Raw genomic sequence first — 26587 nt, forward strand, 5'->3', positions numbered from 1 at the left:
TTTTTGGAACACAAAAAAAGAGCCGGCCACGCAAGGGGCCGGCTCTTTGACACTGCCCAAAAGCAGGCGCTGCGAATTTAGTGCAGCAGGTTCAGGCGAATGATTTGCGTGCCGGTGGCGGTAACCAGCCGGGCCACGTACACGCCCTCCTGCAGGCCCGCGCCCACGGCGAAGCTGTAGCGCACGCCGGCCTGGGCCTCGCCGCTGCTCACGCGGGCTACTTCACTGCCTTTCAGGTCGTACACCGACAGCGAATACCTGGCCGTTTCGGGCAAGGCAAACGTGAGGGCCGTTGCGGCCGTGAAGGGGTTCGGGAAGGCGGCCAGCGCGACGGCTTCGCCCGGGGCTTCTTCAGTGGCTAGCCCAAGGTTGGTAGCCGATGCGGCGCTGCCAGCCATAGGCCGACCTGCTTTGGCCGAGTAAACCGGCGTGCGCGAGCTATCGAAGATGCGGCAATCGTCGAACAGCTCGTTGATGCGGCTCGCGGCGCAGTTGATGTCGCTGAGGCTCGGGTTGCCGCCGCCGTTGGCGTAGGCCACGCCGCCCAGGGCTTTATTGGCGAGGGCCAGTAGGCTGCCCACGGTGGGCGTGCCACCGGCGTAGCTCAGGTTACCGAGCACGGCGGCCGGCATCGAGATGGAAATTCCGGTCAGGTCGCCCGGGTTGGGCGAGGAGCAGTTAAGCGTAGCGTAGGAGGTCATGGTCGCGCTCAGGGGCACGCCGGCCAGGGTGTTGTCCAGCCGCAGGTTGAGGGCTAGGGTCAGCGTCTGGCCCACGAGCACGTTGTTGAAACGGCCGTTGCGCAGGAAGCCCGAGGGGAACGAGCTGGCGCAGCCGCTGGCATTGCCCAGCGTGCTGGGGAAGGCCGCCGCCGAGCCGCCGGCCGGCAGCTTGTCGATGATGCACTGGGCCGTGGCCTGCCGGGCCAGCCTGGCGGCGGCGCTGCTGCCGCCAGTGTAGCTGTAGGTGAGGCTGCGGCCGGGCGCGCCGAGCACCAGGTTGGAGGTCGTGAACATGTCCGCAATCAGCTCCAGCCGGCGCTTAGAGGGCTCTTTGCAGATAACGCCGTTGCTGTTGCCGTAGCCGCCCTGCGTGAGGGTGCAGTGCTGCTCGCTGCAGCCGGCGGCCAACACACTCGTCGAGCTCATGGCCGTGCAGCCGCGCGCATCGGTAATCGTCACGGTGTAAGTGCCAGCCCCCAGGCCGGTGGCCGTAGCCGTGGTCTGGCCGCCAGGGCTCCAGCGGTAGGAGTAGGGGGCGGTGCCGCCGCTAGCCGAAGCCGTAGCCGTACCATTGGAACTGGCGCAGGTCGCACTGGTGCTGCTGGTGCCGGCCCGCAGCGCGGTGGGCTGCGTAAGGGTCGCCGAAGTGCTGGCCGTGCAGCCGCGCGCATCAGTCACCGTTACCGAGTAGGTGCCGGCCGCGATGCCGCTCAAATCCTGCGTAACCGCGCCGTTCGACCACAAGTAGCTGTACGGAGCCGTACCGCCGCTCACCGTCAGGTCGATGCCGCCAGTGCTGGCGTTGCAGCATGAGGGGCTGGTGAGCATGGTGCTCAGGGCCAGTCCGGCCGGCTGCGTAATGGTGGCCGAAGCCGTGGCTGTGCAGCCCAGCGCATCGGTAATGGTGACGGTGTAGGTACCGGCGGCCACGTTGCTCAAATCCTGGGTAGTAGCCCCGTTCGACCACAGGTAGGAATACGGTGCCGTGCCGCCGCTCACCGTGAGGTCGACGCTGCCGCTGCGGCTGGTGCAGCACGTAGCCGCCGTCGTGGTAATGCTGGTTCGCAGCGCCGTGGCTCCACCCACCGTAGCCGAGCAGCTGGCCGTGCAGCCGTTGGCATCGGTCACGGTTACCGAGTAGGTACCCGGTGCCACACCCATCAGGTTTTGCGTCGTGGCACCATTCGACCACAGGTAAGTGAATGGGGCAGTACCGCCGCTCACGACCAGGGCCACGCTGCCCGTAGCACCGCCCGTGCACGAAGCGGCCGTGGCCGTAGCCGTGGCGCGCAACTGGGCCGGCGAACCCACGGTGGCGCTGGCCATGGCGGTGCAGCCGTTGGCATCGGTCACGGTCACGGAATAAGTGCCCGGTGCCACACCGCTCAGGTTCTGGCTGGTAGCCCCGTTCGACCACAAGTAGGTGAGCGGGCCGGTGCCGCCGCTGGCCGTGAGGGCCACGCTGCCAGTGCCGTCGGCGCAGCGGGCACCAGTGGCCAGGGCGCTGGCCAGTATTTGGGTAGGCCGGCCCACGGTGCCGCCGCAGGTGGTGGTGCAGCCGTTGGCATCGGTTACGGTTACCGTGTAGGTGCCGGCCATCAGGGCCACCAGGTCCTGCGTGGTAGCCCCGTTCGACCACACATAGGCGTAAGGAGCCGTGCCGCCGCTCACGGTCAGGTCGACGCTGCCGTTGCTGGCATTGTAGCAAGTCGCATCCATTACGTGCGTTGTGGCGCGCAGCTGGGCCGGCGAACCCACGGTGGCGCTGGCCATGGCGGTGCAGCCGTTGGCATCGGTCACGGTGACCGAGTAAGTACCGGCTGAAACGCCGCTCAGGTTCTGGCTGGTAGCTCCGTTCGACCACAAGTAGGTGAGCTGGCCGGTGCCGCCGCTGGCCGTGAGGGCCACGCTGCCAGTACCGTCGGCGCAGCGGGCACCAGTGGCCATGGCGCTGGCCAACAGCTGGATGGGCCGGCCCACGGTAGCCCCACAGGTGGCCGTGCAGCCGTTCGCATCCGTTACGGTTACGGTATAGGTGCCCGGTGCCAGGCCACTCAGGTTTTGGGTGGTAGCGCCGTTCGACCACTGGTAAGTGAGCGGAGCAGTGCCGCCGCTCACGGCCAGGGTGACGGTGCCGTTGCGGGCATCGTAGCAGGTGACGTCGGTTTTGCTGGCAAGGGCCGTAATCTGGGTCGACTCGGCAACAGTGGCCGCGCCGGTGGCGGTGCAGCCCCGGGCATCGGTTACGGTTACGCTGTAGGTGCCGCCAGCTACGCCGCTCAGGCTAGCTGTAGTTGCCCCGTTCGACCACAGGTAGGTATAAGGAGAAGTGCCACCGCTCACGGCCGCCCCTACGCCGCCCGTGCTGCCGCCAAAGCAGCTGGGCCGCGGGCTGGTTACGCTCAGGCGTAACGCGACGGGCTCGTGAATAGTAGCACCGGTAGTGCTGGTGCAGCCGCTGGCATCGGTCAAGGTTACCGAGTAGGTGCCAGCCATCAGGCCGCTTATGTTCTGAGTGGTTGCTCCGTTCGACCAGCGGAACGAGTAGGGACTGGCCCCGCCGCTCACGGCTAAGCTGATGCTGCCGGTAGCGCTGCCGCCGCAGTTCGCGTCGGTGGGGGTAGCGGTGGCCAGCAGGCTCACGGCCGCTGGTACGGTTGCTGAAATGGTACGGGAGCAGCCATTACCGTCGGTCACGGTCACGGTGTAGGTTCCCGCCGTCAGGCCGCTGATGTTTCGCGTGGTGGCCCCATTAGACCATAGAAAAGTGTAAAATGCACCACTAGGGGTGCCATCTTCTCGGCCAGTAGCCCGAAGGCTGATACTGCCCGTGGCGTCGCCGCTGCACTGAACACCGACCACAATGGCTATCGGCAGGGGTAGGGTTAAATCCAGGATGACTTCCGAGCAGTTGGCCACATCTCCCAGCGCGTCGGTAATCACGACGTTGTAAGGGCCCGGGGCCAGTCCCATCAGGTTGGGCGTCGTCGCGCCGTTCGACCAGCGGTAGGAATAGGGCGGCGTACCGCCCGTCACCTGGGTGGTGATAGTGCCCGTATTACCGCCGCAGGTAATATCTGTGCGGGTGCTGCTGGCATTGAGGCGGTCGGTTACCGCCCAGCGGGCCCCTGTGAGGTAGCCGAACAGCGGGGCCGGCTCCATGCCGGCAGCCCACGACGGGGCTGGGGCGGCAAAAGCGGTGCCGGCTGCCAGCAGCACGGCCAATAGCAGGCCCAGCGTTCGCACCAAAAAGGTGCGGGCTTGTGGGCTGAGCGGCTCCCAACAGGGCCGCGAAGGAAGTGGTGTAATAGTTTTCATCTGCAGAAAAGTGTGAATGGGAGTATAAAATCGTTTGGCTGCCCAGCGGCAATGCCGCTACTAGGGACCAGTTGGCGGATTTGCGCGGGCTTGTGTCTTTATTTAAGCAAGTATTTAATTGATTTATTCATAAAATTAATAATAAAATTTATTATTGCAATAAATTTTATGTTTTTTCTTATAAATATTGTCAAAGCTATATTTGTAATTTTATTTTAGAATGTGAAAAGTGTTATTTATGAGCAGGCCGAATAGCCACCAACGCCAAAAAGGCTTCCATCTAGTGAGATGGAAGCCTTTTTGGCGTTGGTGGCCAGGTGAAACTAGCTGTGCTCTTCGGGCAGGGTGAAGGCGCGGTCGCTGGGGTCGGTCAGCTCCTTGGGCAGGGCATCGGGGTCGCCACCGGCCTGGGCGCGGGCGTCCATGTCCTGCTCGAAGGTGCGGAGTGAGTCGTCCATCTCATCGGCCTTTTCCTGGCCCGAAGCATTGTTATCGTCGAGAACCTGGCCGTGGGTGGCGGCATCAAGCATGGGAGTTGACGCGCCGTCTTCCGAAGGCTCCTGGTCGAAGTTATTGTTGGGCGTGTTGGCCATGGTATGGGGTCAGTTATTTATGAACAGTTAGCGCTGAGCAGCAAGAAGTTGGGAGCATTGAGTTGATTCCCAATGCTGATTACTCACTGATAAGTACTTATTTGTCGGTGTCAGGGTATTTCGCGTCGGCGGGCTCTTCGCGGGTGTTGTGGGTGCCGCCGCCGGCGTAGCGGGGGTCATCGGCGGCCCAGGCGGCGCGCTGGGTGTCGTCGTCTTTGCCCTGGGCTTCGCGCACGGCCCCTGGGTTCTGGTTCTGCTCGACGTAGCCGGGCTGGTCCTCTGGATTGTCGGGAGATTTTTTGGCTTCTTCGTCACGGTCCGCGAACTCCGCGAACTCATCGGGATTGTCGTTGGCCCCGCTGCGGCCGGGGGCTTCGGTGGCGGGGCCTTTGCGGGCGGCATTGCCAAACTCGCCGTAGTTGGGGGTATCGGCGGCAGCCTGGTTCTCAGAATTAGGCGTAGGGGAGGAATTTTGCGTATCCATGCGGGAGGGAGGCGGGTAAGGGTGAAAAACCAAACGGGCCGGGCCCGTCTTCCTCCTTCTTTACGCAAACCAGCGGCGGCCGGTCGGCTTCGGGCTTCGGGTCGTCGTTTTTTATCCACTGTTGCTTCTTAACCTCTTCAGTACCTGCCCATGTCCATTCAGCACGACGCCACTAATCAGGCGTTCACCACCACCCGCGACGGCCACGCCGCCGAGCTGGCCTATACCCGTCCCAGCGACGACGTTATCGACATCACCCACACCTTCGTCGATGAAGCCCTGCGGGGCCAGGGCCTGGCCGACGAGCTGGCCCGCGCCGCGCTGGCCTACGCCCGCGAGCAGCAATTGAAAGTAAAAACGACCTGCACCTTCATGGCTGGCTTCGTGAAGCGCCACCAGGCCGAGTATGCCGATATACTGGCCTAGCTGCTGCTGCAACAGTAGTAATTCTCCAACAGCGCGCAGTGCAGTATCTGGCGCGCAATCATTGAATAAATGAATACTGTTGCGCGTGAGATGCCACGCCGCGCCGCCTGAAGGTCGGGTATTTGTTGGCTTACCGACCGAAAGGGCCAACGCGAAAAATCCCCCGGCCAGCTGGTCGGGGGATTTTTCGTCATCACCTAGTGGGCGGGCGATACTATCGTACCACTACGCGGCCGGTGTACTCGGCCTCGGCGGTCTGCACGCGCACGGCGTAAATGCCGGCGGGCAGGCCGCGCAGGTCCACGGCCACGGTTTCGGGACCGCCGAGTGAGGCAGTGCGCTGGCGTACGGGGCGGCCCAGTATATCGAGCACCTGCACGGTGGCAGTGCGGGCGGTGGCCAGCCCGGGCAGGCGCACCTGCACGGTTTCGGATGCCGGGTTGGGGTATATTTCAAGGGCGTTGCGCAGCACCGAGGTGGTGCGGTTGCCCAATGCCACGAAGCAGCCCGCGCTGGTGTAGCTGCCCACGCCGACGAAGTTATCGACGCCGTTGCCGGTCCAGGTGGCCGCGCCGTAGGGACCGTTCCAGCGGCCACCCTGGGTGGTATTGGGCAGGCGCACAATGGTGTTGTTCAGGGTGGAGCCGCCGCCGGCCACCGTCCATTCGGTGGGGCGCTGGCCGATTACGCCAATCACGTCGAGCGTATCGGTACCATCAAACAAGGCCACGGCATCGTCGCCGTTGAAGAAGGCCACGCTGCTTTCCAGGTCGGTCTGGGCTTTCACGCCGGGGTCGGTTACGCCGGTATTGGCAATCACGTACACGTCGCCGGCGGCAATGGTGCCGGTCAGGGGCTGCGAGAAGGTGGGAGTGGCCGAAGCACCATTGGCATACAGCACCACGCGCTTGCCATTGAGCGAAACGGGCCCCGAAGTAGGATTATAGATTTCGAGCACCTTGGTATTGCCCGTGCTCGACTCAGCATATTGCGAGAAGTAGAGCTTGGTGCAGGGCGCGCCGGCCGGGGCCGCATCGTCGTTGATGATGGTGAAAACGTGGGCACTGGGCGTACCCACGAGAACAGTGTTGTTGGATGGCATGCCCAGCAGCAGGCGCACGGTTTCGCTGGGCTCATAAAGCACGTCGCCCACCACCGTGATGACAACCGGCTGCGTGGTGGCCGTGGCGCTGAAGGTGAGGCTGGTGGTATTGAGCGTGTAGTCGGTGCCGGTGGTGGCGGTGCTGCCAGCGGCATCCACGCTCACAGGCACGGTGAAGGTGCCGGTGGGCAGCGTGCCGGTCAGCGTCACGTTCACGGTGTAGGTGCTGGTGCCAGTGTTGCCTTCGGCCTGCGAGCCGGCGGCGGTGGCGAAGGCCACGGTGGGCGCGGGGCCGTCGTCGTTGGTGATGGTGAGGGTGTGGGCGGTGGGCGTGCCCACGCTGTTGCCGGTGCTCGGGTTGGCAAGGTCCAGCAGCACGGTTTCGTCGGCTTCGGGCTGGGTGTCGCCGCTTACGGTCAGGGTCACGGTTTGCGAGGTGCTGCCGGCCGGAAAGGTGACCGTGGTGGGCGAAGCAAAGGTGAAGTCGGTGCCGTTGGTGGCCGTCGAGCTGGCCGCGTTCAGGCTCACCTGCACGGTACTGGCGGTGGTGGCGGCCGGGGCCAGGTTCACGGTGAAGGTGTAGGTGCTGGTGCCGCTGTTGCCTTCGGCGATGCTGCCGGTGGCCGTGGCGAAGCTGAACGTGGGGCCGGCCGGCATCAGGCCGTAGGCCTGAGCTACCAGCTCGGGGTGCTCGATGTAGGGATTGTAGTTGCCCTGGCTGGCGGCCACGCGGCGGTTGCGCTCAATTTCGTGGGCATCGACCGGGTCGGCCAGGTGCCAGGCGTAGAGGGTGGCCAGCGGAGCCAGCGAGGTAATGTTCTGCTTGCCCTGCGCAATCAGCTCGGGCTGGGTGTCGTGCATGGTATAGAAGTAGAACGCCGTGCGGGCCACGTTGCCCTTGTGGTCTTCGCGGGGCTCAAACTGCGAGGAAGTGGCCTCGCTGTATTCGTCGATATTAGCCGCCGGAATGCTGCCCTGGCTGGTGGTGTTGCGCATCCAGATGGTGGTGGTGGCGTCGGGAATATCGATGAAGGGGTTGTTGCCCCGGTTCGAGTTCCACTGAATGTAGGTGGGGTAGAGGTGGTGCATGTCGGACACCATGCGGGCGGCCGAGCTAAACCAAGACTGCGGAATGCTGTGCTCGCAGTTGATGTTGGCCGCCGAAGTCGTGCTCGAGCTGTTGAAGTCGAACGGGTCGGGGGTGTTGTAGCCCGAGTACACGCAGGTGACCGAATTATTGTAGTTGTCGGCGTAGTTGTACATTTTGGCCCGAGCCGCTGCGTACGTAAGCACCGTGCGCTTGCCGTCGTACCAATTGGTGCGCAGCCAGTCGCGCAGGGCCTGGCCTTGCAGGTTGGTGGGCGGAGCGGCCGGCACGGCCGGAAAAACCTGGGCGCGCAGCGCGGCCGGCAACAAGGCCAGCACCAGCAGCAGCTTCGAGAAAACGTGCTTCATAGAGTAGGGGAACAGAGGGACTTGGGAACGTTAAATGGAGAATGCGTTGAGAAGACTGCGCGGCCGTCGGGCATGAAATTGCCGCGCTGCCGAAGCTACAAAGATACAATAGCCGCTGCACGCTGCTGATGGGGCAGTAGTTACGAAGCCAAGAAGATTACGGCATTACTTTCGTGCCCGCCAACCTTCCCGTTTTCACCCCAAGCCTCACCACCCACCCGAATGGCCGATATCACCACTTCCGAACTGCGCCAGCGCCTGCAAGCTGGCGAAACCCCTCACCTCATCGACGTGCGCGAGCCCTGGGAGCACGAGGAAGGCCGCATCCCCACCGCCCAGAATATCCCCCTCAGCTCGCTCCCCGACAAGCTCGACGACCTCGACGACTGGAAAGATGAGGAAGTCATCGTGCACTGCAAAAGTGGCTCCCGTTCGTCGCAGGCCAAGGCTTTTCTCACCCAGCAGGGCTTCAGCAACGTGCGCAATCTGCTGGGCGGGTTCACCGAGTATTCGGCCAGCGGCAACTAGCCACTTTGGGCTGATATAGCCGGACGCCAGATAAGCATGACGTGCTTTTTTGTCCGTCTTTCCTCAACGCCTCAACCTCAATGCCTCAACGGCCCAGCAGAAACTCCAGCGCCGGCCCCACGCGCTTTTTCCAGGCGGCTTCGTTGTGGGCCGCGCCGGGAAAGCTGCAGGTTATCCAGGACGTGGTGTCGTAGCGTTGGGCGCGCAGCAGGCTGTCCACGCGCAGCTGGTGCGGCCGGTAGCGGGCATCGAGCGTGGCCGAGCCGTAGTCAAAATACAGCCGGGGCCGCAGCACGGAAGTCCGGCTTAGGCGTTGGCCCAGGTAGCGCACCATCGCCGTGGTGAAATCGGCGGTGTTTTCCTTCAGGCTCAGGGGCCAATGCGTGGAGAAGCAGGCTGCTCCACCAAACGTTTTGGGGTATTCCAGCGCCGCGTACAGCGAAATCAGCCCGCCCATGCTGGAGCCGGCCACGAAGGTATCGGCCCGCCGGGGCGAGGTCCGAAAGTGCTGGTCTACGTACGGCTTCAGCTCCCTCACGATAAATTTCAGGTAGGCGTCCGACAGAGGCAGGCCGGGCCGCTCCTGGCCGATTTTTGCCTTGGTAGCCGCATTCAGGGCCGCGTAGGGCTTGGCCGGGGCATATTCGGTGAAGCGCCGGTCGGTGTTCCAGATACCCACCACGATGCACGGGCGCACCGCCGGCCCGAGGGCCGCCAGCGTGCTGTCGACTTCCCAAGCCACGCCGCCGTAGGAGTTTTTAGGGTTGAAGAGGTTCTGGCCGTCCTGCATGTACACCACGGCGTAGCGCGTGCCGGGCTGCGGGTAGCCTGCCGGCAGCCACACGTCGACGTTACGGGCCTTCACGAACCGGGAGGGAAAATCAGGAAGGTGCTCGATTCGGGACGGCGAAGCGGGGTCGTCGGCCGTGAGGGGCAGCAGCAACGGCAGCAGGGCCAGCCAGGAAAAAAACGACATACGGAATAAACCCTAACGTGTAGACCCGCGAAGCTAAGGCTGTTTTCGTGGGTATTTGTTGCTGGCCACCGGGTGGGGGCGGAGCGTAGGCCCTTACTTGCGGCGGCAAGGCTTTGCCGGCTCGTGGTGCCAGAAGGGTACTTTTTTATTTCGCCAATGATTTTATCCTTGCTGCTGGGGCTGGCCGCGCTTGGCGGCCTGCTGGTGCTGGCCAATGGCTGGGCCGAGCGCCGCCTGCTGCGGCCCGATGCCCGTTACCCTTGGCCCCCACTGCCGCCGGCTGCGCCCGGCACCGTCCGGCTGGTGTGCGCCGGCGACTCGCTCACCCACGGCAACCTGAGCGCGCCCTACGTGCCGGCCTTGGCCGCCCGCCTGGCCCCGCACGGCGTCGAGGTGTTCAACGCCGGTATCAACGCCGACCTGGCCGAAACCCTGCTCGCCCGCTTCGACGACGTGGTGGCGGCCCGGCCCGATTTCGTGGCCATCCTCGTCGGTTCCAACGACGTGAACGCCACCCTCAGCCCCGCCGACCTGGCCCAGTACCGCCGCCGCCGCAAGCTGCGCGTCCCCGAGCCGCCCTCGGCCGCCACCTTCCACCGCCACCTCACGGCCCTGCTGCACCGCCTGCGCCGCGAAACAACCGCCCGCGTGGCCCTGCTCTCGCTGCCGCCCATGGGCGAAAACCTGGCCCACGAAGCCAACCACCGGGCTGAGGCCTACAGCGCCATTATCCGGGAAGTGGCCGCCGCCGAGGGCGCTGCCTACCTGCCCCTGCGCGAACGCCTCGTGGCTGAGCTGCGCGCCCAACCCGGCCAGCCCCGCGTGCACTTCGGCCAGACCACCCGCCTCATTCGCACGGCCGTGCTGCGGCACTACGGGCTGGGTCAGAGCTGGGACCGCATTGCCGCCGCCCACGGCCACCGCTTCCTCACCGACAACCTGCACCTGAACAGCGCCGCCGCCGCCATCGTGGCCGATTTGGTGGCGGAATGGGTCGAGCAGGAATTGGCCGCCCCGGCCCGCAGCGCGTAGTGCCAACGCCGCGGCCGCAACAAAAGCGGCCGCCCCCAGCTTCCCCGTATCCGCTTTTTCCTCGCTCACATCCCGCCCGCCCATGAACCCAACGGAACCCCTCGCCGAGCTGCGCGCCGCCCTCGCCACCGATGCTACCCCCGAAGCCCGCCTGCAGGCCGCCCTCGACCTGGTGGGCCCCCACCTGCGCGCCGACCGCTGCTTCCTCTACGTGCGCAACCCCACCCGGGCCCGCGGCCGCATTGCCCTCGTGTGGCGTCTCGACGAGGCCGTGCCCGACCCTCGCCACGACTGGCAGGACGACACCGGCGACCTGCCCAAGGAGGACCCGCTGTTCCGGGCCGCGCTGGCTTGCCGCCCCTCCGTGTTTGTGGAGGACGTAAGCGAGGCCGGGCCCGAGGTGCTCAACCAGGAGTTCGAGCGCAAAACCTTCGGCCACCGGGCGCTGGTGCACGCCCACATCACCGAAGGCGGGCAGCTCTGGGGCATTCTGCAGCCCTGCGTGTTCGGCCACCCGCACCATTGGACGGCCGCCGAGCGCGCCTACCTCGATGCGGCCGTGGGCCTGCTGCTGCCCGTGGTGCAGGCCTACATGCAGGGCCGCGAGGTGGAGTAGGAGAGAGGCCTAAGGCAGAAGAACGGGGCGAAAAGTCGTCATGCAGAGCGCAGCGAAGCATGACGACTTCCCACACTCATACACTATACCCTCATGCCCCAAAAAATGCCCACGGATAAAATCTGCCTCATCGGCGCGGGCTCCTCGGGCCTGACGGCGGCCAAGGCCCTGAAGGAAGCCGGCCTGCCCTTCGACTGCTTCGAGAAGGGCTCGGCGCTGGGCGGTAACTGGCGCTACGGCAACGACAACGGGCTGTCGTCGGCCTACCGCTCGCTGCACATCAATACCAACCGGCACATCATGAGCTACTCGGACTTCCCCATGCCCGAGACTACGCCCATGTTTCCGCACCACTCGCACATCATCCGCTACTTCGAAGATTACGCCTGCCATTTCGGCGTGGCCGACAGCATCACCTACCAAACCGAGGCAACCGACGTGCGCCCCAACCCCGACGGCAGCTGGCGCGTGGCCACCCGCCACCGCGACGGTCCCGAGCAGGCCCAAGACTACCGCGCCGTTATTGTGGCCAACGGCCACCATTGGAGCCCGCGCTACCCCGAGCCGCCCTTCCCCGGCCACTTCACCGGCGAAACCCTGCACGCCCACCACTACCGCACCCCCGACCAAGTAGCCGGCCGCAACGTCGTGATTGTGGGCATCGGCAACTCGGCCGTTGATATTGCCTGCGAGGCGGCCCGGCAGTACGGCGGCTCGGTCACCATCAGCACCCGCAGCGGGGCCTACATCATGCCCAACTGGCTCTGGGGCATTCCCTTCGATTCGCTGGCCTCGCCGCTCACCAGCAAGCTGCCCCTGCCCGTGCAGCGCTTCGTGCTGAACGTGGCCCTGCGCCTGGCCCATGGCAACCAGGAAAACTACGGTGTACCCCGCCCGCGCCGCCCCCTGCTCATGGAGCACCCCACGCTCTCGCAGGATTTGCTGAACCTGGCCGGGCGCGGCCTCATTCACTTCAAGCCCAATATCCGCGAGCTGCAGGGCGACAAAATCCTGTTCGAAGACGGCAGCACCCTGCCCGCCGACCTGCTCCTCTATGCCACCGGCTACAAGGTGTCGTTCCCGTTTTTCGCCAAGGATTTCCTCGATGTCGAGGCGCAGAACAACCTGGAGCTATACCGCCGCGTGGTGCACCCCGAGCATCCCGGGCTCTACTTCCTGGCCTTCATTCAGCCCCTGGGGGCCATCATGCCCCTGGCCGAAGTGCAGGGCAAGTGGCTGGCCGCCCTGCTGGCCGGCCGTTGCCGCCTGCCCGCCCGCGCGGCCATGCACCAAAGCATTGCCGCCGATAAAGCGGCCCTGGCGCGCCGCTACGGTCCTTCGCCCCGCCACACCTTGCAGGTCGATTTTTACCCCTATAAGGAATTGATTGAGCGGGAAATGCGGGCGTAGTGGGTGCGCTACGAGCGGTGTTTTCCAAGCGGCAGACTTACGCCACCACCAGCCGCCCATCGGCCGCGTAGGCCAGTTCGCCGCGGTCTACCAGCTCGCGCACGGCGGCCGTGACGGCGGCGGCCTGCGCCGGCGGAAAGGCTGCTAGCAGCTCGCGCGGCGTGGGCATCGTCTGGCGCACCTGCTGCAGCAGCGGCTCGCGCAGCGAAATGGCTTGCACGGCGGCCTGGGCGGCCTTTTTCTCGGCCAGGCAGTTGTCGCATACCCCGCAGGGGGTTGGGTCGGCCTCGTCGAAGTACGTTAGCAATAGCACCTGGCGGCAGCGGGTGCCGCTCAGGTACTGGCCCACGGCGTGGGTTTTGGCGCGGGCCAGGTCGCGGGCGGCCGTCATCTTCACCTGGTCGAGCGGCAGCTTAGGCGCGTCGAAGCGTGGCGTGGTGAACAGGGCCTGCGGGGCCTCCTGCTTGGGCTGGTAGTGCAGAATGCCAGCCGTGTGCAGGTAGCGCAGTTGCTGGCGCACCTCCACTACGCTGCGGCGCAGGTGCGTAGCCAGCGAGTTCTCTGATATCGTCTGAAAGTCAACGAACAGCTCGCCGCCGTGCAGCCGTAGCAGGGCTTTGATGAGCTGGTCGTGCTGGGCATTGGCCACCTGAAAGGCGTACAAGTCCTGGTGGCTCATGATGAGGTGCACCCGGGCCGGCTGGTTCACGGCCTCGTTCAGCTGCACGAAGCCTTCGCGCTGCAAAATTTTGAGCGAGTTGTGCGCGTCCACGGCCCGGATGCGGTAGGTTTCGGCAAACTGCTGCAGGTCGAACTCGAACGCGGCCAGCTCGCCGCCGCCCACTGCCGTGCGCGAGTAGTTGGCCAGCGCCTGGTACACGCGCTTCACCGTGTCCAGGGGCGGAAACGACTGGCTGGTGCGGCGGCGCAGCTCGTCGGCATCGGCCGGCCCGGCCAGCAGTACGGCGAAGGCGTACTGGCCGTCGCGCCCGGCGCGGCCGGCCTCCTGGTAGTAGGCTTCCAGATTGTCGGGCGCGTCGAGGTGGGCCACGAGGCGCACGTCGGGCTTGTCGATGCCCATGCCGAAGGCGTTGGTGGCCACAATCAGGCGCACTTTGTCGGCAATCCAATCCTGCTGCACCTGGGTGCGCTTGTCCGACGGCAGGCCCGCGTGGTAGGCCGCCGCCGCAAACCGATGCTGCTGCAAAAAGGCCGCCGTGTCCTCCGTCTGCCGCCGGGTGCGGGCGTACACGATGCCCGTTTTGTTGGGCCCCACGCCGCGCACCACTTCCAGCAGCCGGCGCAATTTATCCTCCGTCTGCAGCACCGAATACGACAGCTTCGGCCGCGCAAAGCTCTGCCGGAACACGCCCGCGCCCGGCCCAAACTTCAGCTTTTCTACAATGTCGGCCTGCACCTGGGCCGTGGCCGTGGCTGTGAGGGCAATAACGGGCGTGCCCGGCGGCAGCTTCTCGCGCAGCTCGGCAATGCGCAGGTAGGGCGGCCGGAAATCGTAGCCCCACTGCGAGAGGCAGTGCGCCTCGTCCACGGCCAGCAGCCCTACGTTCATCTTCGCCACCCGCACCTGAAACAGCTCCGTGAGCAGCCGCTCGGGGCTCACGTACAGGAATTTCACGCTGCGGCCGTACACGCAGTTGTCCAGCGCGTGGTCGATTTCCTGGTGGCTCATACCCGCATAAATAGCTTCAGCTTTCAGCCCGCGCTTGCGCAGGTTGTCCACTTGGTCCTTCATCAGGGCAATGAGCGGCGACACCACAATGCAGATGCCCGGCCGCGCCAGGGCTGGCACCTGAAAGCAAATGCTCTTGCCACCGCCGGTGGGCAGCAGCGCCAGGGTGTCGTGCCCGTTCAGCACCGACTTGATGATGTCTTCCTGCCCCGGCCGGAAAGCCGCGTGCCCCCAATGTTCCTTCAGCAGGGTCAGGGGCGAGGTTTCGGTAGGAGCGGAGGACATGGGGCGAAGTTACGGCCGACGGTTGCTATCCGGTATTCGGCAACATCGGCCGGTTGCTTGGTGGGCCGGCCAGCCAACGTGCCCGATTTACCGTTCAAGTGAGCCAACGCTTACTTTTTCCTCTTCCATGTCCATTCAACCAAAAACCAAGGGCCTGGCGCACGTCGCCCTGCGTACCACCGACTTTGCCCGCGCCAAGGCGTTTTATCACGACTTGCTGGGCCTACCCATCGCGCTCGATACGCCCGATATCCTGGGCTTTTTGATCGGTTCCACCTTCATTGGCTTCAAGCAGGCGCAGCCCACCCACTCCGGGGGCGGCACTTTCACGCCCTTCAACGTGGGCCTCGACCACATCGCCATTGCCTGCGAAGACGAAGCCGAGCTGAACCGGGTCGCCGAGGCCCTGCAGGCGGCCGGGGTAGAGAACACGGGCATCAAAGTGGATACCGTGGCTCCGAAGAAGTATGTGGCGTTTAAGGACCCCGACCGCATCGCCTGGGAGTTTTACATGGTTTAAGCCGAAGGGCCTTTCCATCAATGGTATAGGGGCACGCCCCGTATTCGGCTGCGTGGCCGCTAAACCAATTAGGCGGGCGTCGGCGTGGCACTGGCCTCATGCGTAAGCCGGGCCTTATTACACAAAAGCGTCCTGCTAAGCCATTGGCTCAACAGGACGCTTTTGCGTGGTGGCGGTCGCTTACTTGGCCGCCGGGTACCAGTTGCGCAGCCGCACGTCAATTTTCTTGTTGCCCGCGTTCACCTGCTTCTTGAAGCTGGCCACGTCGCTCAAGCCGTTCTGGCCGCGGTAGTGATAGGGGTACACAATGCCGGGCTTGAAGGCCAGCACGCCCTGCGCGGCCTGGTTCACATCCATGGTGTAGGGCAGGTTCATGCACACAAAGGCTACGTCGATGCCCTTGAGGGCGCGCATTTCGGCAATGTCTTCGGTGTCGCCGGACAGGTACACGGTTTTGCCGCCCAGGTTCAGCACGTAGCCGTTGCCCCGGCCTTTGGTATGCGGCGCGTCGGCCGCTTCGGGCAGGTTATACATCGGAATGGCCGAAACTGACAGGCCCAGCGTATCGAGTTTCTGGCCGTTGTTCAGAATCCGGACCTGCGTCTTGTACTCGGCCGGCAGCTTCTCGGCCACCGCTTTGGGCACCACCATCAGGGCCTTGCCCACGGCCAGGCCGGCCAGCGTTTTGGGGTCCAGGTGGTCACCGTGAATGTCGGTGATGAGGATAACATCGGGCGCGGCCAGGCCGGCGTAGGCTTCGGCCCCACCGTAGGGGTCCACGTAAATAGTTTTGCCATTCCAGGTAAATACTACGCTGCCGTGCGTGATGGGCTGCACCGTGAGCGGCCCTTTTTTGGTCGCAATCTGGTCGGCGGCGGCGCGCAACGTGGTAGCGGTGGCCGTTTGGGCCCGCGCCTGCATGGTGAAAACGGCCAGGGCAGCCGTGAGAAGAAGGGTGGATTTCATTAGAGTTTTGCCGGTTAATAAACGGTTCTAAGCAACTTGTTGCCGTAGTACGGCTCCGCAAAGGCCGTCGCCGAACAGCCTGACCATAACCCAGCCGCCGGGCACAAGTTCAGGCACGCCGGCGAAGCCAATTGCGCCGCGCAACAAGCGTCTTCCACGGCCTGGCGCGCACCAGATTTTATTCAGTTCCGGCCTTGCCGATGGGCTGGCGCATGCTTGCCTGCAGGCGGGCCAGCACCTCGTCGGCAATCTCTTTGTAGCACGTGCGCATGGTCATGTTATAGCGAAATCCGGCGGCATTGAGGGGCTTGGCGTTGCCATTGAAGAAGGATTCGACGGGCACTTCCTGGGTGGGAGCCCAGCCCGCACCCGGGAATTGAAAGACAAATCCCGTCACCTCGTACTTGTAGCGGCCCGCGCGCAGCGAAAGCGTCGCATTGTAGCGCAGCGTGGCCATGAAGGTCTTGCCCGACAGGTTTTCCTGTTCGTAGGCAAAAGGGCAGAGGCCCGTCGTTTGCAGCACCTCGGTATCGGATTCACTCGTGCTCACGGGGACTAGGCTAGCCGGCGTTACCTGCCGGGCCCAGGCACGGGCGCGTAGCACCAGGTCGGCCTGGCTCGCGCCCGCTACCGGCACCACCGCCGTGTAGGTGAAGCGGTGCGGGGCCTGCGCCAGATTGAGGTTTGACAGCGTTTGGGCCTGGATTGGCACAGCCAGACCGCCGAAGCTCATTCCAAAAAATGCCCAGCGACAGGTTGCCGCGAAAAAACGTTTCATTAGGAAGGATATAGGGAGCTTCGTTCAGCAAGACGAAGCCAAGAACGCAGGAAGTTGGGCCACAGCAAGCAGCAAAAGAGGTACAAGCTACCACTTTTTCAAGGCCAAAGCCATGCAACCGATGGTAGAAAGCTTTGCTCGATAACCCATAAAAAAAGCCCGGCACCTTGCGGCACCGGGCTGGTAGAGAGAAGCGTGATAAATATGGAAATAAGAAAGTATAAGAATTAAGCGGCCGCTTTTTCACCGTTCTCGCGGTCGTCGATGGCTTTGCGCAGCTTGGCGATGGACTGCAGCGCACGCTCCTCATCGAGGCGGTTGATGTTGAGCAGCATCTTGGTTTTCTCGGGGCGGGTAATCACCGGGTGGTTCAACAGGCGGATGATTTCCTCCTTCTGCGAAGCCGTGGCGTAGTGCACGGGGGCGGCAGTTTCGGCGGCTACGGCCGGAGCCTCGGCGGGCACCACCTGCATGGCGGGTATGGTTTGGGCCGGAGCAGCCAGCACCGCTGGCGTAGCAGCAGACTTGTTGGTATCGTAGTCCATTTCCTCGGCGGGAGTGGGCTCGTAGCCGGCAGCGCGGATAATCCAGGCCAGGATATTGCGGTAGGCCTTGCCCACGGCGCGGGTCTGGGCCATGCTCATGATGGCAAACTCCTGGTAGAATTTCTTGCCGCTCTCCTTATTCGAGCACACGGCGAAGCCCGCGCCCACCGTCACGCCGTGGCGAATGTCGAACAGCGTCACCTTGGCCTGGTACTTCAGCTCGTCGGGGCTACCCACGTTGATGACGTGCTCCACGATGGGCACGATGCCCAGGCGCGAGCCGGCGTACTGCCAGCCCTCCACGTTCACAAACTCTTTGCCCTGCACCGTCGTGCTAAGCTTGTTGTCTTTGATGAACTTGGCAAGGTCCTTCGCCAGGTCCAGCGTCTCGTCGGAACGCGCGATGTCGAAACTCTCGACTTTAGCCTTCTTGGTAACTTCTTTGGTGGTTTTTAGGGCCTCGTTCATGGCGATGTTTGTTTTTAATGTGTCCAACTGATGTTCGGGTTAATAACCCACACCTAGAAAGAAACGTGCCAGAATTGCCAAAAATATTGGTAAATTTTACTATTGTATATCAGTTAGTTATGTACAATAACAAAAATAATGTTCACTAATTAGGTTAGGAATGGGTGGCGGTGGCCCACTCCGAGTGGCCGGCACGCCAGAAAAATGGTCCGTTGCTCGGCAAACATTGCACTTCCGGTCGTCGTTCGGGCGGTCCCAGGCAGCAGTTCCCACAACGATTAAGTAGTCGCGCAAAAATAAGCGGACGGCAGATAAGCATGACGTTCGAGCGACTACGATTACTTATGCACGAGTACTTAAAGCCGCAGCGGTTCGCAGAATCGTGCCGAAACACCTCTGCGAACCGCTGCGGCTTTAACCGTCGTGGGAACCGATAAATGAACCCTTACCCGCCTTCCAGGATGTGTCCGTCGCGCATCACAATCTTGCGGTCGGCCATGTCGGCCAGCTGCTCGTTGTGCGTCACAATCACGAAGGTCTGGCCCAGCTCCTTGCGCAGCAGAAAGAAAATCTGGTGCAGCTCCTGGGCGTTTTTAGTGTCGAGGTTGCCGCTGGGCTCGTCGGCGAAAATAATTTCGGGGGAGTTGATGAGCGAGCGGGCTACCGACACGCGCTGCTGCTCGCCGCCGCTCATCTCGCTGGGCTTGTGTTCGGCGCGGTGTTCCATGTTCATCATGGCCAGCAGCTCGCGAGCCCGCACGCGCACTTCGCGCTCGGTGCGGCCGGCCAAGTATGCGGGCAGGCACACGTTTTCAAGGGCCGTGAACTCGGGCAGTAGGTTGTGAAACTGGAAGATGAAACCAATGTGCCGGTTACGGAACCGGGCCAAATCGTTGCGCCCCAGCGAGCTCACCGACTCGCCATCGAACAGAATGTCCCCCGAATCGGGCGAATCGAGGGTACCCAGAATATGCAGCAGCGTGCTTTTGCCCGCCCCTGAGGAACCGACAATACTCACGATTTCCGACTTCTCAATCGTCAAATCGATGCCCTTGAGCACGTTCAGGGAATTGTAGCTCTTATGAATGTTGATAGCTTGCAGCAACGGTAGGCAAGGATAGACGTGAGTGATGCGGTAGTGGCAAAGCTACGCAGAATCCGGGCGGTGCGCAGTCTGTATCTTATACGCAACTTCGGCCCGCACGTACTTTGTACCATGTCCGTAACCGGCTTTCCCTTTCCTATGACTTCGCCTTCCGTTCTGGCGCGGCGCTGGTGGCCCTGGGCGCTGGCGGCTGTGCTGCTCTTTAGCTGGTTCCGGCCGCGCCACGCCCCGGCCCCCGCCGAAACCGCCCGCGAAGCTCGGGCGCTGGCCGAAGCCCCTTCGCCCTTCGGCGCGGCCTTTGCCAGCCGCGGCCGGGGCGCGGTGGTTTCCGACAGTACCCGCCAGCGCGGGGTGAGCTGGGTGGGTGGCGACTCCATTACGGCCGAGGCGCTGGCTCCGCTGCTTCGGAACCACGTTACCTGGCTGGCCCAGACGCCTTTCGGCTGGCAAAGCGGGGCCGATGACCCCAGTATTCGCACCAATTTTGGGCGGCCCAACGGGCGCTGGGGCTTGTGGGGCGAGAGCGATGCCGGCATTGCCTACACGGCCCGTCTGGCCCGGCCCCGGGGCATCCGAACGCTGCTCAAGCCCCATTTGTGGGTGCGCGGCCGCAGCTCCTGGCCCGGCGATATCAAGATGAGCAGCGCCGCCGACTGGGACGCGTGGTTCGCCAGCTATGGCACGTTCATCCTGCATTACGCGGCTTTGGCCGAAGCCGAGCATTTTGAAGGGCTGTGCATCGGCACGGAGTTGCAGCACGCCACCGAGCCGGCCCACGCCAACGCCTGGCGCAGCCTCATCCGGCAGATTCGGCGCGTGTACCACGGCCCACTCACCTACGCCGCCAACTGGAGCGGCGAGTACGAGCAGATTACCTTCTGGGATGCGCTCGACTACGTGGGCATTCAAGCCTATTTCCCGCTCTGTGCCGAGCCCAACCCGCCGCTCGATTCGCTGTTGCGCGGCTGGCAGCCGCACTTGCAGAAGCTGGCCCGGTGGCAGAAGAAAATCAAAAAGCCGGTCGTTTTCACCGAAGTAGGCTATAAAACCACGCCCGAAGCCGCCGCCCGTCCCTGGGAGTGGCCCGAGCGGCTGGCCGCCGTCGCGCCCGCCGACGAGGCCACCCAGGCCCGTTGCTACGAAGCCCTGTTTCGGGCGTGCTGGGGCCTGCCCTGGCTGAAGGGCATGTTTATCTGGAAGTGGTACCCGAGCCTGGAGGCCGACGGCCCAGCCCGTCGCCACGCCGATTTCACGCCCCAGCACAAGCCCGCCGAAGCCGTGCTGGCCCGCTGGTACGGGCAGTAGCACCTGCTTGTGCCGCAAGCGAAAGCGTGTGGTGCGGGCATTCGTTTGCTTGAATCAAAGCCGGCCGCCGTACTTTCGTGCCACCAACCGCGAGGTAGCGTAGCTAAAACCACCCCTTACCCGTTTTTATGAACATTCACGAATATCAGGGCAAAGACATCCTGAAAAAATACGGCGTCCGCGTGCAGGAAGGCATCACCGCCGATACCCCCGAGGAGGCCGTAGCCGCCGCCGAAAAGCTCACCGCCGATACCGGCACCAGCTGGTACGTGCTGAAGGCGCAAATCCACGCCGGTGGCCGGGGCAAAGGGGGCGGCGTGAAACTCGCTAAAAACCTGGAGCAGGTGAAAGAGATTGCCGGCAACATCCTTGGCATGCAGCTCATCACCAAGCAAACCGGCCCCGAGGGCCGTAAGGTGCACAAAATCCTGGTGGCGCAGGACGTGTACTACCCCGGCGCTTCGGAGCCGAAGGAGTACTACATGAGCGTGCTGCTGGACCGTGAGCTGGGCAAAAACGTCATCATCTATACCACCGAGGGTGGCATGGACATCGAGGAGGTTGCCGAGTCGCACCCCGAGAAAATCCACCGCGAGCACGTAGACCCCGCCGTGGGCCTGCAGGGCTTCCAGGCCCGCAAAATTGCCTTCAACCTCGGTCTCGAGGGCGAAGCGCAGAAGGAAATGGTGAAGTTCGTAACCGCTTTGTACAAGGCCTACGACGAAACCGATTCCAGCATGTTCGAAATCAACCCGGTGCTGAAAACGTCGGACAACAAAATCCTGGCCGTGGACGCCAAGGTAACGCTGGACGAAAATGCTCTGTACCGCCACAAGGATTTCGTGGCCCTGCGCGACTTCAACGAGGAAGACCCCCTGGAAGTGGAAGCCAGCCAGAACAACCTGAACTACGTGAAGCTCGACGGCAACGTGGGCTGCATGGTGAACGGCGCCGGCCTGGCCATGGCCACTATGGACATCATCAAGCTGAGCGGCGGCGAGCCGGCCAACTTCCTCGACGTAGGGGGTGGAGCCAACGCCCAGACGGTAGAGGCGGGCTTCCGCATCATCCTGAAGGACCCGAACGTGAAGGCCATCCTGATTAACATCTTCGGCGGCATTGTGCGTTGCGACCGGGTGGCCAACGGGGTAGTGGAGGCCTACAAAGCCATCGGCGACATCCGCGTGCCCATCATCGTGCGCCTGCAAGGCACCAACGCCGAAGAAGGTGCCCGCATCATCGACGAGAGCGGCCTGAAAGTGTCCTCAGCCGTGCTGCTGAAGGACGCTGCCGCCCGTGTGAAAGAAGTGTTGGCTGCTTAAGGGTAGCTAACCATTAATTGCCGAAAAGGCCCGCCTGATGATTCAGGCGGGCCTTTTCTTTTTCATCATTGCAGCGCCGGAGCGTAGAAGCTATTTCTTTTCGGCGAGGGCGGGCACGGCCTCGCCTTTCACGCGCAGCTCCACTTCCATGTTGCCGCGGGTGCCCACCGAGTAGGGACAAATTTGGTGGGCGTGGCGCACCATGTCGAGGGTTTTGGCCTGGTCGAAAGACTTGAGGTCGACGTCGAGTACAGCGCTCAGGCCGTAGGCTTCGCCCTCCTGAAACAGGGTGACGGAGCACTGCACGGTGGTTTCGGGGTCGAGCCGGTCGCCGCCTTTCTGCGCGATTACGAGCAAGGCTTGCTGAAAGCACGAGGCGTAGCCGGCGGCAAAAAGCTCTTCGGGATTGGTGGCGTTCTTTTTGCCGCCCAGGCCCTCGGGCACCGACATGTCGAGGTCGATAATACCGGTGGCGGAGCGCACGTGGCCGCTGCGGCCACCGACGGCCGAAGCATCGGCCGTGTACAGGTTCTTTTTCATCAGGGGTGAATGGAGGTGAAAGAATGCAGATTACTGGTCGGCTTAACCGGGTTTTTGGGGCGAAGGTTATGGTCGAGCTTAATGCGGCGGGCAGAAAAGTAGCCTTGTAATTTGGTGCCCTTCGCTTTTGCGGCTACTTTTGCAGTCCAATCCAGGACCCGGCCGCGTCGTACAACGGATAGTATGAGAGTTTCCGAAGCTCTTGATTTAGGTTCGATTCCTAACGCGGCCACTCAAAATCCCCTCTACACCTTGTGGAGGGGGTTTTTGTTTGGTAAATGCCCCATTTGTATAAAATCGGACCCGGCCGGAGTGGCCAGTGCTATATATTAACGGAAGGACTGCCCTTTATAAGGCATTGCCAGTGGCTGCCCGATGCGGGCCAATCTCAGCCCTGGCTAAACAGGGAAGGCTACTGTATGGGTACCGGAGTGGCCTTTGCTGGAACGCAGCCACTATACCAATTCGGAAAGCAACGAGTGAATGTGAATCGGGAACAGCGCGTGAAGGGGTTGAATAAACAAAAAATCCATTACAGCGCTTTGGCCGTATACCCCGACCATACAAACTCATTCACCTTAATACTTACCCCATGAACACGAAAACAATCTTCACCGCCCTTGCCCTCACCGTAGCCTGCTCGGCCACTTCGTTTGCGCAGGACATGAAAACCAAAACCGACGACGAAAAGACTAAAACTAAGGTCGATGGCATGATGACCAAGACCAAAATGGCCGACGACGGCAAAATGAAAGTGAAAGGCAAGTCGGCCGCCGGCGATAAAATGAAAGCCAAAACCAAGCCCCGCGAAGGCGATATGAAGGGCATGGCCGGCATGAGCAAAGGCGTAATGGTTGGCGGCGCGATGATGACCCCCGATAAGGACATCGTTGACAATGCCGTCGGCAGTTCCGAGCATACCACGCTGGTAGCGGCCGTGAAAGCTGCTGGTCTGGTAGAAACGCTGAAAAGCGCTGGTCCCTTCACCGTATTTGCGCCTACCAACGCGGCTTTTGATAAGCTGCCTGCCGGCACCGTAAACTCGCTGGTGACGCCCGAAATGAAGCCCACGCTCACCAAAATCCTTACCTACCACGTAGTGCCCGGTCGCCTGATGGCCGCCGACCTGAAGGATGGCCAGGTGCTGACCACCGTGCAGGGCGAAACCCTGACCGTGATGAAGAAAGGCAATAGCGTGATGCTGAAAGACGCCAAAGGCGGCATGAGCACCGTTACCATCGCCAACGTGGTGTCGAGCAACGGCATCACCCACGTGATTGACACCGTGCTGATGCCCGCTAACTAAGCTTCCCCCGAAGCTTGAAGCAGGTAAGAAAAAGACCCGCCGGATTATCCGGCGGGTCTTTGTGCGTTTAAAAAACGTTTGACGGGCAGCGTGCAGATGCATCGTTACCGCAGTCGTAAGCGATTCCACTCGCGCTAGCGGTACTTCACTGCGCGCTGCATCCCGCTGCCTGATTTATCCGGAACTACTCCAGCAGCAGGCGTTGCGCCACGGTGCGGCCAGTAGCCAGCGTAAGGCGCACGAGGTACACCCCCGGTGGCAGTGTGGGGAGCAGTAGCAGGGGCTGGCCGGCCTCGGTAGCGGGCTGCTGCCATACGACGCGGCCGACGGCATCGAGCACGGCGGCGCGGGCAAAAGCAGGCCCGGCTACGCGCACCGAGCCATGGGCGGGGTTAGGATAGAGTGCAAAAGCGGAGACATTGGCGGCCGGGCTGCTGGCCGTGATGACGTTGTTGGTCATCACGGGGCGCATCATCAGAGCGCCGCGCTGCACGGCCCCGGAGGGCTGGAAGTTGGCCGTGTCCCACTGGGCGGTGTTGTCGCGCCGGAAGAAATGGCGGGCCGGAAAAGTGCTGTTCAAATCGAGCCCGTAGTGCAGGGTGCGGCCAGTGCTGGGCTGCGAAAAACCCACGTAAAACGAGCCCGAAACGGGAACCGGCTGGTCAAAATCAACCTGGAAATACTGCCAGCCCGCGGGGTAAGCCGCCGGAATAGTATACGTTTTCGAACCCAACACCTTGGTTTCATCGGGGATACCGTTCGTGCCACCCCACACGCTGACGGTAACCACGCGGCTGCCCGCATCCGAGGCCGTGAAAACCGGCACCAGGCGCACGCCGCGCACGTAGTCGGGCTGGTTCAAATCGAAGCGGTAGGCGAAGGCCGACTGCTGGCCGGTGGCGTAGGGCAGCAGATTGGTGATGTTTTCAGCCGAGCCGTCGTCGTAGGCGTAGTAATTATTCAGCTCCACGTCGCGGAAAATGGTGTCGTTGGCCAACGTGCGCGGAATGGTCTCGCGCGAGTTCAGGGCCAGTGTGTAGCGCAGGCGTTTGGGCGTGGCCGATACGGGCAACGCCTGGCTGGCCGCCGACCCGGTAATGGGCGACTGGCGCGAGTTGCCCGCTATCAGCGTCGAGGCCTGCAGCCAGGTGCCAATGGCCGCGCCAGGCGTGAGGTAGCTCACAGTGCCCAACACGTCAATAGACAGGGGCGAGGCGGTGCCGCTCAGGTTGCTCACGTTCACGCCCAGGCGCGGGTTCAGCTCGCTGGTGGGCGGGCTGGCGGCGTTGTATTGCCACACGGGCATGGCCGTGAAGCGGCGTAGCGGGCTGCGCAGGCCGCCCGTGGGCAGGCTGCCGGCCAGGCCCGCGCCGGTGGCCACGTCAGTAAAGGTGGTATCTGCCAGGCCCCGGGTGCGGCTGCGGTCGAGTAGCACGTAGTCCACGCTGAAGTTGTCGCTGTTGTCGGACGTATTGCCGCTGGCCACGAACATTAGCTGGAAATCGCTGTGCAGGTACTTGGCCTGGTTCAAATCGATTACCTGCTGGCGGAAGCCGGTGCGCTGGCGCACGGCGTTGTAGAGCCACTTGCTTTCCCAGGCCCCAGTGTTGGTTTTCACGAATAGCTCGAGGCGCACGGGGTTGCTGGGCGTGCCCGAGCCGGGCACGCTCGCCACGCTGCCCGCCTGCCAGGCAAAGCTGAGGTACACCTGGTCGCCGGTGCCCAGGCTACCCAGGTCGATGGGCTGGGAGGTGAGCGAGTCGAGCATGCCGTTAGGGCTCGTAATCTGGCCACTGTAGCTGAGGCCATTGGCACGCAGGCCGTCGAGCGTAGCCGCACCGCGCGTGAGCGGCAGCAAGGCCAGCCGGTTGCTCACAAGCGCGCCGCCGTTGGCCTGCCACTTGCGCGGGTTGGGTGCGCCTTCGAGCGGCGTAGTAAAGTCATCAAAAAAAGGCAGGCTGAAGGCCGCCGTGCGAAGCTGAGCCTTCAAGATGGCGGGCGAAGACGCGTAGCGGGCCCGGCCCGGGTCGGCGCTGAGTGGCCCCGAAGGCACCACCTGTGCCAGCGCCGGGGCAGCAGCCAACAGGAGCAGCGGCAAAGCGCTTAGCAAGCAGCACACAAGCTGGCGGGCGGGTAGGCGGAAAGGTGTCAGCATAAGGCGAGTAGTTGGGGTGCTAACGACAGGGGAGGGGTAAAAAGTGCACGGCGTAGCACGCCGCCGTCGCGGTCCTGCACGGGGCAAACAGGTGCTTTATGGCCACAATAAGCAACGCCGTAAAGGTTCCGGGCTGCGGCGCGCCGGGCTACTTCGCAATCCAGATATCGACCAGCTGGCCCATGCGAATGGTGGCATCGGGGCCGTAGGCGGGGCGCTGGCGCACCACGGTGCCGGGCGTCTGGCCGGGTTCGGCCGGTTGCTCAAATATTTCGCCTTTTTGCAGGCCCTGACCCACGAGTACAGTAATAGCCTCGTCTTCGGGCATTTTGATGAGGTCGGGCACGGCAAACGTTTGGTTACCCTGGCCGTCGCCCACCACGAGGTCTACTTTGGTGCCTTTGGCGATGGGCGCGCCAGGTGCGATTTCCTTGCCGTTCACCAGCTGTTTCAGCACCGCGCCCGAGGCCAGGTCGGGTACCATCTGCAACTGCCCCACCACGAGGTCGTAGCTTTTGAGGATGAGCATGGCGTTTTTAGAGGAGCCGTCGGTGAGCTTGGGCATTTTGATGACCGGCGGGTTTTTCATGCTCACCTGCAGGTATATTTTGCGGCCTTCCTTCACCTTTTCGCCCGGGGCAGGGTCCTGCACCAGCACGGTGAAGGGGCGGATGCTGGGGCTGTAGCTGGAGTCGTCCACGAAGTAGGCGAGGTTGCGCTCGTCGAGGTATTTCTCCAGGTCGGCCACGTTCATGCCCGTCACCTTGGGCACCGTAATGGTTTCGCCGTGATGGGTGCTCACGGGTAGGTACACGTAGAAAAAGCCCAGCACGAGCAGCAGGCCCGCCCCGGCGATGAATACGAGGTGTTTCACCACGTCGAGCGGGGTATTGGAGGTAAGGAAGGCCATTTAAGATTCAGTTAACAGTTAACAGTGAGT

22 protein-coding genes and 1 tRNA gene are annotated in these 26587 nt (G+C 63.0%); 10 read left to right on the forward strand and 13 right to left on the reverse strand.

The window, feature by feature from the left end:
• Positions 1 to 77 precede the first annotated feature (77 nt).
• The 3 genes from ABIB44_RS13290 to ABIB44_RS13300 all read right to left on the reverse strand — a co-directional run bounded on the left by ABIB44_RS13290 (position 78) and on the right by ABIB44_RS13300 (position 5117).
• Positions 78 to 4040, reverse strand: coding sequence for a SprB repeat-containing protein (locus ABIB44_RS13290; protein WP_354585131.1), 3963 nt, complete (start codon positions 4038 to 4040; stop codon positions 78 to 80).
• Between the two features lie 323 nt (positions 4041 to 4363).
• The gene (locus tag ABIB44_RS13295; RefSeq protein ID WP_354585132.1) at positions 4364 to 4633 is read right to left on the reverse strand and encodes a hypothetical protein; all 270 of its coding nucleotides are present in this window, start codon (positions 4631 to 4633) and stop codon (positions 4364 to 4366) included.
• Between the two features lie 97 nt (positions 4634 to 4730).
• Positions 4731 to 5117, reverse strand: a complete 387-nt coding sequence (locus ABIB44_RS13300; RefSeq protein ID WP_354585133.1) for a hypothetical protein — start codon at positions 5115 to 5117, stop codon at positions 4731 to 4733.
• 150 nt (positions 5118 to 5267) lie between these two features.
• On the opposite strand from ABIB44_RS13300, the gene ABIB44_RS13305 reads away from it, so the two are divergent.
• Complete coding sequence (locus ABIB44_RS13305) at positions 5268 to 5543, forward strand: GNAT family N-acetyltransferase (RefSeq protein ID WP_354585134.1); 276 nt, start codon at positions 5268 to 5270, stop codon at positions 5541 to 5543.
• Positions 5544 to 5757: 214 nt separating this feature from the next.
• Here the strand turns inward: ABIB44_RS13305 and ABIB44_RS13310 are convergent, their stop codons facing one another.
• A complete protein-coding gene (locus ABIB44_RS13310) occupies positions 5758 to 8100 on the reverse strand; it encodes an endonuclease (protein ID WP_354585135.1) in 2343 nt (780 codons plus the stop codon).
• A 222-nt stretch (positions 8101 to 8322) separates the two neighbouring features.
• Between ABIB44_RS13310 and ABIB44_RS13315 the strand changes: the two genes are divergently transcribed.
• Complete coding sequence (locus tag ABIB44_RS13315; RefSeq protein ID WP_354585136.1) at positions 8323 to 8628, forward strand: rhodanese-like domain-containing protein; 306 nt, start codon at positions 8323 to 8325, stop codon at positions 8626 to 8628.
• A gap of 85 nt (positions 8629 to 8713) precedes the next feature.
• Here the strand turns inward: ABIB44_RS13315 and ABIB44_RS13320 are convergent, their stop codons facing one another.
• Positions 8714 to 9604: an alpha/beta hydrolase gene (locus ABIB44_RS13320; protein ID WP_354585137.1), complete on the reverse strand. Its 891-nt coding sequence runs from the start codon at positions 9602 to 9604 to the stop codon at positions 8714 to 8716.
• A gap of 156 nt (positions 9605 to 9760) precedes the next feature.
• Here ABIB44_RS13320 and ABIB44_RS13325 point away from each other — a divergent pair, with 156 nt between their 5' ends.
• The 3 genes from ABIB44_RS13325 to ABIB44_RS13335 all read left to right on the forward strand — a co-directional run bounded on the left by ABIB44_RS13325 (position 9761) and on the right by ABIB44_RS13335 (position 12662).
• Positions 9761 to 10636 carry an SGNH/GDSL hydrolase family protein gene (locus ABIB44_RS13325; RefSeq protein ID WP_354585138.1) on the forward strand — a complete coding sequence of 292 codons (876 nt, stop codon included), beginning with the start codon at positions 9761 to 9763 and terminating at the stop codon, positions 10634 to 10636.
• 82 nt (positions 10637 to 10718) lie between these two features.
• Positions 10719 to 11252 (forward strand): GAF domain-containing protein, encoded by a 534-nt coding sequence (locus ABIB44_RS13330; protein WP_354585139.1) that lies wholly within the window; start codon positions 10719 to 10721, stop codon positions 11250 to 11252.
• Between the two features lie 93 nt (positions 11253 to 11345).
• Positions 11346 to 12662, forward strand: a complete 1317-nt coding sequence (locus ABIB44_RS13335) for an NAD(P)-binding domain-containing protein (RefSeq protein WP_354585140.1) — start codon at positions 11346 to 11348, stop codon at positions 12660 to 12662.
• Between the two features lie 37 nt (positions 12663 to 12699).
• Here ABIB44_RS13335 and ABIB44_RS13340 read toward each other — a convergent pair whose 3' ends face one another.
• On the reverse strand, positions 12700 to 14637 hold the full coding sequence (locus tag ABIB44_RS13340; RefSeq protein WP_354585141.1) for a RecQ family ATP-dependent DNA helicase: 1938 nt from the start codon (positions 14635 to 14637) through the stop codon (positions 12700 to 12702).
• Between the two features lie 127 nt (positions 14638 to 14764).
• On the opposite strand from ABIB44_RS13340, the gene ABIB44_RS13345 reads away from it, so the two are divergent.
• On the forward strand, positions 14765 to 15157 hold the full coding sequence (locus ABIB44_RS13345) for a VOC family protein (protein ID WP_354585142.1): 393 nt from the start codon (positions 14765 to 14767) through the stop codon (positions 15155 to 15157).
• Between the two features lie 180 nt (positions 15158 to 15337).
• Here ABIB44_RS13345 and ABIB44_RS13350 read toward each other — a convergent pair whose 3' ends face one another.
• From ABIB44_RS13350 to ABIB44_RS13365, 4 genes are all read right to left on the reverse strand, one after another.
• On the reverse strand, positions 15338 to 16123 hold the full coding sequence (locus ABIB44_RS13350) for an MBL fold metallo-hydrolase (protein WP_354585143.1): 786 nt from the start codon (positions 16121 to 16123) through the stop codon (positions 15338 to 15340).
• Between the two features lie 178 nt (positions 16124 to 16301).
• A complete protein-coding gene (locus tag ABIB44_RS13355) occupies positions 16302 to 16856 on the reverse strand; it encodes a hypothetical protein (protein ID WP_354585144.1) in 555 nt (184 codons plus the stop codon).
• Between the two features lie 272 nt (positions 16857 to 17128).
• Positions 17129 to 17914 carry a hypothetical protein gene (locus tag ABIB44_RS13360; RefSeq protein ID WP_354585145.1) on the reverse strand — a complete coding sequence of 262 codons (786 nt, stop codon included), beginning with the start codon at positions 17912 to 17914 and terminating at the stop codon, positions 17129 to 17131.
• A 445-nt stretch (positions 17915 to 18359) separates the two neighbouring features.
• A complete protein-coding gene (locus ABIB44_RS13365; RefSeq protein ID WP_354585146.1) occupies positions 18360 to 19019 on the reverse strand; it encodes an ABC transporter ATP-binding protein in 660 nt (219 codons plus the stop codon).
• A 138-nt stretch (positions 19020 to 19157) separates the two neighbouring features.
• Between ABIB44_RS13365 and ABIB44_RS13370 the strand changes: the two genes are divergently transcribed.
• On the forward strand, positions 19158 to 20324 hold the full coding sequence (locus ABIB44_RS13370; protein WP_354585147.1) for a glycoside hydrolase family 113: 1167 nt from the start codon (positions 19158 to 19160) through the stop codon (positions 20322 to 20324).
• Positions 20325 to 20452: 128 nt separating this feature from the next.
• Positions 20453 to 21646 (forward strand): ADP-forming succinate--CoA ligase subunit beta, encoded by a 1194-nt coding sequence (gene sucC / locus ABIB44_RS13375; RefSeq protein WP_354585148.1) that lies wholly within the window; start codon positions 20453 to 20455, stop codon positions 21644 to 21646.
• Between the two features lie 90 nt (positions 21647 to 21736).
• Here the strand turns inward: sucC and ABIB44_RS13380 are convergent, their stop codons facing one another.
• A complete protein-coding gene (locus tag ABIB44_RS13380; protein ID WP_354585149.1) occupies positions 21737 to 22186 on the reverse strand; it encodes an Ohr family peroxiredoxin in 450 nt (149 codons plus the stop codon).
• A 160-nt stretch (positions 22187 to 22346) separates the two neighbouring features.
• Between ABIB44_RS13380 and ABIB44_RS13385 the strand changes: the two genes are divergently transcribed.
• Positions 22347 to 22418: transfer RNA gene (locus ABIB44_RS13385), tRNA-Arg, on the forward strand.
• A gap of 552 nt (positions 22419 to 22970) precedes the next feature.
• On the forward strand, positions 22971 to 23492 hold the full coding sequence (locus tag ABIB44_RS13390; protein WP_502916495.1) for a fasciclin domain-containing protein: 522 nt from the start codon (positions 22971 to 22973) through the stop codon (positions 23490 to 23492).
• Positions 23493 to 23676: 184 nt separating this feature from the next.
• Here the strand turns inward: ABIB44_RS13390 and ABIB44_RS13395 are convergent, their stop codons facing one another.
• Complete coding sequence (locus ABIB44_RS13395) at positions 23677 to 25647, reverse strand: T9SS type A sorting domain-containing protein (RefSeq protein ID WP_354585150.1); 1971 nt, start codon at positions 25645 to 25647, stop codon at positions 23677 to 23679.
• Between the two features lie 148 nt (positions 25648 to 25795).
• Positions 25796 to 26557 (reverse strand): PASTA domain-containing protein, encoded by a 762-nt coding sequence (locus ABIB44_RS13400; RefSeq protein ID WP_354585151.1) that lies wholly within the window; start codon positions 26555 to 26557, stop codon positions 25796 to 25798.
• Between the last annotated feature and the right edge of the window lie 30 nt (positions 26558 to 26587).

This window comes from Hymenobacter sp. UYCo722 (genome assembly GCF_040547115.1).
GTDB lineage: Bacteria > Bacteroidota > Bacteroidia > Cytophagales > Hymenobacteraceae > Hymenobacter.